At 31.6% G+C, this 11,682-nt stretch carries 10 protein-coding genes and 1 tRNA gene; 4 read left to right on the top strand and 7 right to left on the bottom strand.

What is annotated here, in order from left to right; genetic code table 11:
- The first annotated feature begins 11 nt into the window (after nucleotides 1-11).
- From N5D46_RS05795 to N5D46_RS05785, 3 genes are read left to right on the top strand one after another with little or no spacing between them, the layout of a single operon-like run.
- Nucleotides 12-434 carry a hydrolase gene (locus N5D46_RS05795; protein WP_115001885.1) on the top strand — a complete coding sequence of 141 codons (423 nt, stop codon included), beginning with the start codon at nucleotides 12-14 and terminating at the stop codon, nucleotides 432-434.
- Nucleotides 431-1,240, top strand: coding sequence for a type I methionyl aminopeptidase (map, locus tag N5D46_RS05790; RefSeq protein ID WP_125349798.1), 810 nt, complete (start codon nucleotides 431-433; stop codon nucleotides 1,238-1,240). Before N5D46_RS05795 ends, map begins: the two co-directional genes overlap by 4 nt.
- A gap of 34 nt (nucleotides 1,241-1,274) precedes the next feature.
- Entirely contained in the window at nucleotides 1,275-2,027 is a 753-nt protein-coding gene (locus N5D46_RS05785; protein ID WP_115001888.1) for a class I SAM-dependent methyltransferase, read from the top strand.
- 37 nt (nucleotides 2,028-2,064) lie between these two features.
- Here the strand turns inward: N5D46_RS05785 and N5D46_RS05780 are convergent, their stop codons facing one another.
- From N5D46_RS05780 to N5D46_RS05760, 5 genes are all read right to left on the bottom strand, one after another.
- Complete coding sequence (locus N5D46_RS05780) at nucleotides 2,065-3,102, bottom strand: hypothetical protein (RefSeq protein ID WP_125349799.1); 1,038 nt, start codon at nucleotides 3,100-3,102, stop codon at nucleotides 2,065-2,067.
- Between the two features lie 7 nt (nucleotides 3,103-3,109).
- The gene (locus tag N5D46_RS05775) at nucleotides 3,110-4,144 is read right to left on the bottom strand and encodes a hypothetical protein (protein WP_115001891.1); all 1,035 of its coding nucleotides are present in this window, start codon (nucleotides 4,142-4,144) and stop codon (nucleotides 3,110-3,112) included.
- Between the two features lie 140 nt (nucleotides 4,145-4,284).
- A complete protein-coding gene (gene polA / locus N5D46_RS05770) occupies nucleotides 4,285-7,122 on the bottom strand; it encodes a DNA polymerase I (protein WP_125349801.1) in 2,838 nt (945 codons plus the stop codon).
- Nucleotides 7,123-7,232: 110 nt separating this feature from the next.
- Complete coding sequence (locus N5D46_RS05765) at nucleotides 7,233-7,565, bottom strand: 2Fe-2S iron-sulfur cluster-binding protein (RefSeq protein ID WP_180905218.1); 333 nt, start codon at nucleotides 7,563-7,565, stop codon at nucleotides 7,233-7,235.
- Nucleotides 7,566-7,780: 215 nt separating this feature from the next.
- A complete protein-coding gene (locus N5D46_RS05760; RefSeq protein WP_280046477.1) occupies nucleotides 7,781-8,695 on the bottom strand; it encodes an IS481 family transposase in 915 nt (304 codons plus the stop codon).
- A gap of 59 nt (nucleotides 8,696-8,754) precedes the next feature.
- Here N5D46_RS05760 and N5D46_RS05755 point away from each other — a divergent pair, with 59 nt between their 5' ends.
- The gene (locus tag N5D46_RS05755) at nucleotides 8,755-10,200 is read left to right on the top strand and encodes a DUF5723 family protein (protein WP_280049431.1); all 1,446 of its coding nucleotides are present in this window, start codon (nucleotides 8,755-8,757) and stop codon (nucleotides 10,198-10,200) included.
- Nucleotides 10,201-10,261: 61 nt separating this feature from the next.
- Here N5D46_RS05755 and N5D46_RS05750 read toward each other — a convergent pair whose 3' ends face one another.
- Both N5D46_RS05750 and N5D46_RS05745 read right to left on the bottom strand, forming a co-directional pair.
- Nucleotides 10,262-11,314 (bottom strand): NAD(P)/FAD-dependent oxidoreductase, encoded by a 1,053-nt coding sequence (locus N5D46_RS05750; RefSeq protein ID WP_115001902.1) that lies wholly within the window; start codon nucleotides 11,312-11,314, stop codon nucleotides 10,262-10,264.
- Nucleotides 11,315-11,462: 148 nt separating this feature from the next.
- Nucleotides 11,463-11,536 (bottom strand) — tRNA-Met (locus tag N5D46_RS05745).
- Nucleotides 11,537-11,682 lie beyond the last annotated feature (146 nt).

The raw sequence follows: 11,682 nt of genomic DNA, 5'->3' as shown, positions 1-11,682 counted from the left end.
TACTTACAAACATGATTAATAAAATTATTGCTGTTGACTTTGATGGAACTGTGGTAGATGATAAATATCCAGAAATTGGAAAAGCTAAAATCTTCGCTTTCGAAACATTGAAACAATTACAAAACGACGGATATCGCCTTACTTTATGGACTTATCGTAGTGGTAAATACTTAGATGAGGCTGTAGAATTCTGTAAAAAAAATGGAATTGAGTTTTATGCCATCAACAATAGTTTTGACGGAGAGGATTTTGATAAAAATACGCAAAGTCGAAAAATAAATGCCGATATCTTTATCGACGATAGAAATTTAGGAGGTTTCCCAGGTTGGAGTGACGTTTATCAAATCATTACAAAAAAGATTGAATTAAGTGTTCACGCAAACGGACAAAAAGCTCCTGAGAAGAAAAAGAAAAGAGGATTTTTCGGATTATGATACATTTAAAAAGTAAAGAAGAATTAGAACTAATGTACCTAAGCGCTCAATTGGTTTCAAAAACCTTGGGTATGTTAGCCAAAGAAGTAATGCCTGGTGTTACAACCAATCATTTAGATAAATTAGGAGGCGAATTTATTCGCGACAATGGTGGGTATCCCGCATTTTTAGGAATGTACGATTTCCCTAAAAACCTTTGTATTTCTCCAAATCAACAAGTTGTTCATGGAATTCCAAACGATGAACCACTTAACGAAGGAGATATTGTTTCGGTAGATTGTGGTGTTTATATGAATGATTTTTACGGAGATCACGCTTATACATTTGCAGTTGGTGAAGTAGATGCTGAAACTGAAAAATTATTACGCATTACAAAAGAATCTATGTTCAAAGGAATAGAACAAATGAAAAAAGGTAATCGCGTAGGTGATATCGGTTTTGCAATTCAACAATATTGTGAAAAAGAAGGTTACGGAATCGTTCGTGAATTAGTTGGACACGGATTAGGTCGTAAAATGCACGAAGAACCGCAAGTTCCTAATTATGGACGTCGTGGATCTGGTAAAAAAATTGAAGAAGGAATGGTGTTAGCTATTGAACCAATGGTAAATATGGGAACTGAAAAAGTCTTCTTTCATCCAGATGGCTGGACGGTTACAACGCGCGATGATAAATATTCGGCTCACTTCGAACACGATGTTTGTGTGGTAGATGGCGAACCAAAATTATTGTCAACTTATCAGTTTATTTACGATGCTTTAGGAATCGTATCTGACGAAGAAAAACCATTTTTATTCAAACCTTAAGAAAACTTTTGTGAAAAAGCTTTTAAAAAAAATTATGAATATTCTACCTCGTCCTTTATTAATACAAGGTAGTTATATTATTCGTCCTGTTTTAGTTTGGTTTATGAAAGGAAATCGCTTCGTAGACCCAATTGATGGACAAGGTTATTATAGTTTGTTGCCTTATGGTTACGAAAAACAGCGTGATAATGTACTTTCACCCGGAACTTTTTCATTAGAAAGACATCGCTTGATGTGGTTGTACCTAAAAAATGAAACGTCTTTCTTTACTGAAAAAGCAAAAGTTTTGCACATTGCTCCAGAGCAATCTTTTATCAAACGTTTTCGTGCGATGAAGAATTTAGAATACATCACAAGTGATATAGAATCGCCTTTGGCAGATGTAAAAGCAGATATCTGCGATTTACCTTTTGGTGATGATACATTTGATATCATTTTTTGTAATCACGTTTTGGAACATATTCCTGACGATCACAAAGCGATGAGCGAATTATTTCGTGTCATGAAACCAGGAGGTTGGGGAATTCTGCAAGTTCCGATTTCGTATCAACGTGATGTAACGTACGAAGATCCAACGGTTACAACAAAAGAAGAACGTAAAGAAAAATTTGGACAATACGATCACGTTCGTGTCTATGGTTTAGATTATTACAGACGTTTGGAAGATGTAGGTTTTATCGTCGAAAAAGTAGATTACACAAAACAAATTCCGTCGGAAGATGTTCAAAAATATTGCTTAGAAAAAGGTGAAATTTTACCTGTGGTTCGCAAACCAAAGACTGAATAAAATATAAAATCCAAGAAATAATTTTCTTGGATTTTTTTTATTTAAAGCTTCTACGAATATCCATTTTTTCGTTCACCGATTTGTTGAATTCAGGAAATGGTTGTATGCTAAAATCTTTGACTTCGAGCTTTATTTTCATGTCATTTGTATGTTGACTTTTATCTTTCTCCAAGAAAGTTGAATTCCAATTTCTAAAACTCTCCTTTAAAATCCATTTATTTTGATAGGGTCTGTATTTATACATCACCTCATTATTATGGATTGTATATCCAAATTTCTCAGAATGTTCATTTTCTCTTTTCGTAAAACTTTCTACAATTGCAAACGATTCTTTATCAATCAGAAAATTACAAACAAAATTAACTTTTGGATTTTTCAATTCTATCTCATACATGTACTTATCTGCATATTTAGAAATGATAACTTTTTCGTCATATTTATTTTCAGATGTTCTTTCTTGCATTTTCTTGACAAATTCCAACAAAGAAATATGGTTAAAATATTCATTCATATGATACAATGATGTTAATTGCCTTCCTTCTCCAACAATTCTTCTATTCACAACATTATTTGAATGTATTTTTAAATTATTTTTTTTGAAACGGAACTGTAAATCAACATCAATCATATCTCTATTAACAGAATCCATTATTGCATCAAGTACAAAGTTTACTTTATAAAAATGCTGTTCTGTATTAAAGTTTTTATCATAATTCTCAATTACTTTTTTCAAAATATCCTCAGATTTTAAATTCGTTACAAAAGCTTCTTTTAATTCAACTTCGGATACTTTTTCAAGTTTAATTGTTAATTCAGATTTCAAATCAGAAACGTTGATGATCGCATCTTGGTAATCTTTTTTCGACACGATTAATTCATCTGTTTGCGAAACATTACTCAAATCAACAATAGCTTTTCCTTCCATATCCGAAATAAAATTCTTTGTTGAATTTTTGAAATATACATCGGCATCATCAAGTGGTAAATTATCAGAAAGGTCTAATATTTTTAGATTTACAATTTGCGCATTTAAACAAATCGTAAACAATGTAAATAAGTAAAATATCTTCTTCATAAATCGATTATTTAAAACTTCTACGAATGTCCATTTTCTCATTCACCGATTTGTTGAATTCAGGAAAAGGTTTTAAACTATAATCATTCACAATTATACTAAAATTCATGTCTAAATCGGTTTTTTCATTTTCTTTTTCATAAGTCACATTCCAAATTGCAGAAGTTTCCTTCAAAACCCAATTCCCTTTATGAGGACGATATTTATAAAAAACTTTTCCTTCACGCAAAAAATTATTGGGAGAAACTTCTTTATCACGATTATAAGATATTAAAGAAAATTCTATCACTGCAAATGTTTTCTTATCAATAATTAAATAATAATCAGTTGAACTCGTTTTCAAGTGAATTTCATAAACAAAAGAATCAGCATATTTTGTTATAGTTAAATTATTTTCTAATAAAGACTTATCATTTAGTTTATTCACAAATAACTGAATATAAACATCTTTCAAATAATAGCTCTTCAAATATTCTGATAATTTTATATTTGCATTTGGTTGCCAACCACTTTTTATTTCATTATTCACAATTCCGTTCGACTTGATTTTCAAATCACCACGTTTGAATTTGAATTGTAAATTTGTATCAATAAAATCTTGATAGATATTGTTAAATAATAAATTTTGTTGAAAATTGACTAAGAAATAATATTCATCAACCTTAAAATTTTTGTCATAATTATCGTAAACTTTTTTCAAAATATCTTCAGTTTTCAGGTTCGTTACAAAAGCTTCTTTTAACTCAACTTCGGATACTTTCTCAAGTTTAACGACCATATCTGATTTCAAATCTGAAACTTTGATTACTGCATCTTGGTAATCTTTTTTCGACACGATTAATTCATCTGTTTGCGAAACATTACTCAAATCAACAATAGCTTTTCCTTCCATATCCGAAATAAAATTCTTTGTTGAATTTTTGAAATATACATCGGCATCGTCCAATGGAAAATTATCAGAAAGATCTAATATTTTTAAATTTACAATTTGCGCATTTAAGCAAATCGTAAACAATGTAAATAAGTAAAATATTTTATTCATATAATTTAAAATCAATAATGAATTAAAGATATATTTTAATCTCGTTAAGAATTTGTTAATCAGAATATTTTATAGATATTTTAACAAAAAAAAACGCTACTAAAAAGTAACGCTTTGTAATTATTGTAAATAATATTTTTCTAATGAGCTTCTAACCAATTCGCTCCTACTCCGACTTCTGCAATCAACGGAACATCCATTTGCATTGCAGCTTCCATAGTCGATTTGATTAATTCAGAAACTTTTTCTACCTCATCTTTTGGTGCATCAAAAATTAACTCATCATGCACTTGTAAAATCATTTTGGTTTTATAATTTTTCTTCAATTCTTTCTGAATTTGAATCATTGCCATTTTCACGATATCAGCCGCAGTTCCTTGTATTGGTGCATTTACAGCATTTCGCTCTGCATGCGAACGCACGACAGCATTTCTCGAATTGATATCTTTCAAATAACGGCGACGTCCCATTAACGTTTCTACAAAACCTTGGTCACGAGCCACCTCAACTTGTTTTTCGATATACGCTTTCAACGTTGGGTAAGTTTCATAATACGCATCAATCAATGCTTTGGCTTCTTTACGAGAAATATTCGCTTGATCTGCCAAACCGAAAGCCGAAACACCATAAATAATTCCGAAATTCACCGTTTTTGCCTGACTACGTTGTTCACGCGTCACCTCATCCAACGCCACATTAAAAACTTTTGCGGCAGTAGAAGCATGAATATCTTCTCCATGTTTGAAAGCCTCTACCATTGCAGGATCTTGTGACATTTGCGCAATCAAACGCAATTCAATTTGCGAATAATCGGCAGAAATAATCACATGATTTTCATCTCGTGCAACAAAGGCTTTACGAATCTGCTGACCTTCTTCTGAACGAATCGGAATGTTTTGTAAATTCGGATTTACAGAAGACAAACGTCCCGTTGCAGCAACCGTTTGCGCGTATGTTGTATGCACGCGACCAGTTTTTGGATTCACCAATTCTGGCAACGCATCAATATAAGTCGATTTTAATTTTTGTAATTGACGGTACTCTAAAATATCATTGATAATTGGATGTTTATCTTTCAATTTCGATAAAATTTCTTCTCCTGTTGCGTACTGACCTGTTTTGGTTTTCTTCGCTTTTGGATCTAATTGTAATTTATCAAATAAGATTTCTCCCAATTGTTTTGGCGAGTTAAGATTGAATTCTTCTCCAGCATCTTCCTGAATTTTTGCTTCCAATTCTCTTAATTTCGCTTCGTGTTTAACTGAAAGTTCTTTCAAGAACGGAACATCCAAATTAACACCTTCCAATTCCATATCAGCCAAAACTTGCATCAATGGCATTTCAAGATCAGTGAATAATTTGTGTGTATTTGCTTTGATTAATTCTGGTTCGAAAAGATTTTTCAATTGATTTGTAATATCAGAATCTTCTACTCCATATTCAGTTTGCTCCATCAACGGAACATCACGGAAATTCTTTTGATTCTTTCCTTTTTTTCCAATCAAACTTTCGATTGAAACTGGTTGATAGCTCAAATATGTTTCTGACAACACATCCATATTGTGACGCATATCTGGATTAATCAAATAATGCGCAATCATCGTATCAAAATTCTGACCTAAAACAACAATGTCATATTTGTTTAAAACTTTAATATCATATTTTAGATTTTGACCAATTTTCGAAATTGATTCATCTTCAAAAAATGGTTTAAATTCGTTGATAATTGCTTTTGTTTCCTCGAAATCAGTTGAAAAAGGAACATAATAACCTTTTCCTTTTTCCCAAGAAAATGAAATTCCAACCAATTCAGCTTCTAAAGCATCCAAAGAAGTTGTTTCCGTATCGAACGTCACTTCTTTTTGTTTTAGAATATTTCGTAATAAAATTTCTCTACCTTTTTTCGTATCGATTAATTGATATAAATGATTCGTTGTTGAAATATCTGTAAAAGCTGAATTTTGTGGAACGATTTCTTCATCAGACGTAAAATCGAACAATGATTGTTGAGCCATTTGCACTTGATTCGAAGAAATCTGACTTGCCGCAGAAATTTCTTCTTGCGCTTCTTTGATAATTCCCGAAACATCCAAACCATAAATTCTGTAAACCGTTTCTAACATACGACGGAATTCTAACTCCGTGAAAAGTTCAGTAACTTTTTCTATATCTGGCGGGCAAACCGTTAAATCTTCTTCATCAAATTCTACAGGAACATCTGTAATAATCGTTGCTAATTTCTTCGAAAGAATTCCAAGCTCTTTATTCTCTTCAATCTTTTCTTTAGCTTTCCCTTTCAGCTTATCTGTATTCGCTAAAAGGTTTTCCAATGATCCAAATTCTTTCAAATATTTACTTGCCGTTTTTGCTCCAACACCTGGTAAACCTGGAATATTATCCACAGCATCACCCATCATTCCAAGGTAATCGATAACTTGAATTGGATCGTCGATTTCAAATTTTTCTTTTACTTCTTCAATTCCCCAAATCTCAACACCTTTTCCATTTGCAGCAGGACGATACATTTTAATTTTTTCCGTTACCAATTGCGCAAAATCCTTATCGGGTGTCACCATATAAGTTGTATAACCAGCTTTCTCTGCTTTCTGTGCTAATGTTCCGATCACATCATCTGCTTCGTAACCTTCGGCGAAAAGTACTGGAATTTTTAACGCTCGTAAAATATCTTGAATATACGGAACGCCTTGACGAATGGCTTCTGGCGTTTCATCACGATTTGCTTTATATTCAGGATAATCTACCGTACGAACTGTTGCTTGACCAACATCAAAAACAACCGCCAAATGCGTTGGTTGTTCACGTCGAATGACATCGAACAAGGAATTCGTAAATCCCATAATTGCCGATGTATTGAAACCTTTTGAGTTGATTCGTGGATTTTTGATAAATGCATAATATCCTCTAAAAATTAAGGCATAAGCATCTAACAAAAAAAGTCTTTTATCTAATTGATTCATTTAATAAGTTTTAAGTATTACGCTAAACGTTTTACGCTAAACGTTTTACGCTAAACGATAATAACAAAATTGTGACGTAGAACTTATAACGTACCACGTAAAACTAAAATTTAATATTCTGGTGCTAATTCAACAACCAATCCATCCATTTCATCCGAAAGATGTAACTGACAACCTAAACGTGAATTATCTTTCACATTAAATGCCTCTGCTAACATTGCATCTTCATCAGGCGTCATTTCTGGTAATTGAATTTCTGGAGTCAACACATAACATTGACAAGAGGCACACATCGCCATTCCACCACAAATACCAATGGTTCCTTCTGGTGCTAATTCGTAGGCGCGCACAAGCTCCATGATATTCATATTCATATCAGTAGGCGCGTCAACTTCATGCGAAACACCTTCTCTATCTATAATTGTAATTTTAATATCTGCCATAATACTTTTTCAAGTTAAACAAAAATACGGATTGTTTACTTTCAAAAAAAGAATATACCTCATTGGTTCATATTTAATACTAATTTTAAATAAGAACTGTTACGAATTACGAATTTTGTCGACTAATTAGTAAAATTAAAAAAATGAATTCACACGAAATAGATTATAAAATATATGGCTGTCGTACTTCATGACTTCGTAGACTTTAAATATAATTATTTTAGTTTTAATTTTAGTATTTCATAAGGAGTTTTTCCTTTAAAAGATCCATGTGGTCTATTGAAATTATAAAAATTTTCCCATTGTTCTAATTTTTGATTTAGATCAACATCATCAGTATAGCTTAAAAGTTGATAGAACTCTTTTTTATCAGTTAAATGAGATCGTTCAACTTTCCCATTTAACTGAGGCGTTCCTACTTTTATAAATCGGTGTCTCATTCCTAAATCTTGAACATGCCAATGAAATTTTGATTGAAATTCATGTCCGTTATCTGTTTGAATTGTATTAATTCTGAAAGGAAATTTATCTACAACATAATTTATGAAATCAATTGAACTTAATTGATTGTGCTTTTCATAGATTTTAAGCGCTCTAATTCGTGTAGCATCATCAATTGCTGTATATTGAAATCTCTTGATTTTATGGCCATTTGCATCTTGAAAAATTAGAAATTTAACATCAACCTGTACATGATGACCTGGTGTTTCTTTTTCATATCGAATACTATGCATAGCTCTTCTAGTTGCCTTTCTGTCTAATCGACCTACATTATTGCGTTTTAGAATACGATAAACACTTGATTCTGATATTAAAATATCATGATAACGTTCTAAATACCATTTAATTCGCCAAGTCCCTAATTTATGTTCTTTTCGAAGTTCTAATACTTTATTTACAATTTCTTGCTTGATTTGATTGGGAAATGTACGAGGAGTTGGTTTTTTTCTAAGTAAACCTTCTTCTCCATGTTCATCATATGCCTTTTTCCATTTATAAAATGTACTCTTTTTCACGCCAAAAAATTTATATGCTATAGAGTTATTTCCATATTCTTTGGCATATTTTAGAACTTGTAGTTTTTTACTATAAGTTAAATAAGCTGCTATTTCTTTTGTCTTTTTAATCATCATAAAGCTATATTAGTTTTTTACTAATTTAGTCTACGAGGATATGACGTACCCACAATTTGAAAAAACTTCTATTAACCGTTATTTTTTGTTCAGGATTTACGTTTGGACAAAATATTTTATCTTTTAGTAATGATCAATATAGCGGGATTAACGGTAGTGTTTTTTCTCCGACAACTTCATATTTTAACCCGAATAAATGGGATATTAATATTATTTCTGAGGATATTTTATTCAGAAATGATTACGCTTACGTATCCGATCAAAACGTATTAGGTTTAATAAAAGGTGAAACAAAATCAGCAAATATAAAAGCTGGAATAAGAGGAGAAACGCATTCTAATATTTTAGATTTCGCAACTAGAAATACGATTTCTTATCATTTGGAAAATGATTTTCTGGGACCTTCCGTTTCTTTTAAAAAGAAAATTAATAATCAAACTTATCGTCTTGGAATTTTCACCCGACTTCGTACACAAGGTTCTATTAAAGATTTAGATAATTATTTTCGTTTTAGTAATCAGAATGAAATAGAACCAAAAAATTATGAGTTTGAACCTACAAAGACAAATGCAATGAATTGGGCTGAATTAGGCTTAAATGTTTCGACAAATTTGTATACAACTAATACTTCTGAAGTTATTATTGGGGCAAATATTAAATATCTTTTGGGTTTAGATGGCGCGTATATCAAAAGTAAAAACGCGATAAAATTAGAAGCTGAACCAACTATAACAAGTACAATCGACAATCCTGATGCAAATATTTATGCGTCAAATTATGATATAAAAGCAGGATATTCTACCAATTATGATTTTGATCGAGATAAATATGTTTTACGAAATAGAGGAAATGGAGTTGGAATAGATTTAGGAATTTCTTTTGTGAACAGAAGAGCGAATGATGAATTATATGATTTCAAATTTTCGGCAAATTTATTAGATGTTGGATTAGTAAAATTCAGAGGCGATAACCATCATTTCTACAATCCCTCGCAAAGAGTTCAAATTCGTAATAATCCAAAATTAGATGGAGTTGAATTTGAAAGTGTTGATCAATATTTAGGACTTTTGAGCAAAGAAGTTTATGGTGATGAAACAAAATCTAAAACGGGAAATAATTTTTCGATCGGTTTACCAACGAGTTTACATCTTAATCTGAGTAAAAAAATTATTGAAAATCATTACTTAAATTTCAATTTGATGCAACGAATTCCAGTTTTTGAAAATAGTTTGAAACGTATCAATGTGCTACAAACTTCTTATACTATCCAAAAAAATGGATTTGGAATTGGACCTTCCCTTTCTATCTATGATTTTGAAAATATAACATTTGGTGGGTATGTAAGAATTGGCCCTCTAATTTTGGGCAGTGATAATGCAATTCCAATCGTTTTTAAACAGAAAAAATTAACTTCTGCGAACTTTTATTTTGGATTAAAATTTTATCCTTTTTGGGACAATGAAGCCAAAAGACGAAGTAGAGAACCTTGTGAATGTGAATAAAAAAAACCTTTTACGCAAAACGTAAAAGATTTAAAAAATATTTCTATTTATTTTGTTAAAATTAGTCAATAGCTTTGACAACCGCTTTTTCGGCTTCTTTTCTTGTCCCGTCGAAACCATCAACACCAGAAACTGTTGTGTATTTCAAGACAAATTTTTTCCCAGGATTCATTCTATTGTAAACAGACTGACACATTAGCGTTGCTTCATGGAAACCACATAAAATCAACTTCAATTTTCCTGGATAAGTATTTACATCACCAATCGCGTAAATTCCTTCGATATTTGTTTGATAATCTAACGCATTATTTACCTTGATTGCATTTTTCTCAATCTCCAATCCCCAATTTGCAATAGGACCTAGTTTTGGAGAAAGACCAAACAATGGAATAAAATAATCTGTTTCAAGTTCAAAAGTTTCACCTTCTTTTTCAATTACCAAACTTTCCACTTTTCCTTCACCTTTGATTCCAGTAATTTCAGCTGGAGTAACCAAATTAATTTTTCCTGCTTTTTTCAATTCAATTACTTTATCAACAGAATCTAAGGCTCCACGGAATTCATTTCTTCTGTGTACCAACGTAACTTCGGCAGCAACATCAGCCAAGAAAATAGACCAATCCAAAGCAGAATCACCACCACCAGCAATTACGATTTTTTTATCACGGAACAATTCAGGATTTTTTACAAAATACTCCACTCCATTTTCTTCGTATGCTTCGATGTTTTCGATAATTGGTTTACGAGGTTCAAAAGATCCAAGACCACCTGCAATCGCAACTGCTTTTCCTTGCACTTGCGTTCCTTTATTAGTTGTTACAATAAAAGTTCCGTCTTCTTGCTTATCGATTGTTGCAGCTTGTTCGTTCAATGTAAAACCTGGCTCAAATTGTTTGATTTGCTCCATCAAATTATCAATCAATTCACCTGCACCAACAGAAGGATAACCAGGAATATCAAAAATTGGTTTTTTTGGATACAATTCTGTCAATTGTCCTCCAGGTTGAGGAAGTGCATCAATAATATGACATCTCATTTTTAATAAACCTGCTTCGAAAACGGCAAAAAGACCAGTTGGTCCAGCTCCGATTATAACTATATCTGTTTGAATCATTTTTTTGAATTTTATTTAGAACGTTACTAAATTGAATGCAAATTTAATGAATTTGAAAGGATTAATCGATGATTATCATCAGAAGTCTAATAATATTTATTGATAATAAAAAAGACAAATTCAATAATGAATTTGTCTTTTGAAGTTGTAGCGAAGAGCAGAATCGAACTGCCGACCTCAGGGTTATGAATCCTGCGCTCTAACCATCTGAGCTACCTCGCCTTGTTTTTAGTGGTGCAAATATAAGAGGTTATTTTCGATTAAAACAAATCTTTTTTGAAATATTTTCAATAAAAAGTCGCTTAAATAGGCTAATCAATTGAATTTCATTAAAATTAAAATCACATTTTTTTTAAGAAAATATCATC

This window comes from Empedobacter sp. GD03865 (assembly GCF_029840775.1).
In the GTDB taxonomy this organism is placed as follows: domain Bacteria; phylum Bacteroidota; class Bacteroidia; order Flavobacteriales; family Weeksellaceae; genus Empedobacter; species Empedobacter falsenii_B.
This window is presented reverse-complemented; position numbering and strand designations above follow the sequence as displayed.

Excerpts from the sequence above, each read along its gene's own strand:
- N5D46_RS05780 (WP_125349799.1), bottom strand. The coding sequence starts at position 3,102 with ATGAAGAAGATATTTTACTTATTTACATTGTTTACGATTTGTTTAAAT.
- map (WP_125349798.1), top strand. The coding sequence starts at position 431 with ATGATACATTTAAAAAGTAAAGAAGAATTAGAACTAATGTACCTAAGC.
- N5D46_RS05750 (WP_115001902.1), bottom strand. The coding sequence starts at position 11,314 with ATGATTCAAACAGATATAGTTATAATCGGAGCTGGACCAACTGGTCTT.
- polA (WP_125349801.1), bottom strand. The coding sequence starts at position 7,122 with ATGAATCAATTAGATAAAAGACTTTTTTTGTTAGATGCTTATGCCTTA.
- N5D46_RS05760 (WP_280046477.1), bottom strand. The coding sequence starts at position 8,695 with ATGATTAAAAAGACAAAAGAAATAGCAGCTTATTTAACTTATAGTAAA.
- N5D46_RS05765 (WP_180905218.1), bottom strand. The coding sequence starts at position 7,565 with ATGGCAGATATTAAAATTACAATTATAGATAGAGAAGGTGTTTCGCAT.
- N5D46_RS05785 (WP_115001888.1), top strand. The coding sequence starts at position 1,275 with ATGAATATTCTACCTCGTCCTTTATTAATACAAGGTAGTTATATTATT.
- N5D46_RS05775 (WP_115001891.1), bottom strand. The coding sequence starts at position 4,144 with ATGAATAAAATATTTTACTTATTTACATTGTTTACGATTTGCTTAAAT.
- N5D46_RS05795 (WP_115001885.1), top strand. The coding sequence starts at position 12 with ATGATTAATAAAATTATTGCTGTTGACTTTGATGGAACTGTGGTAGAT.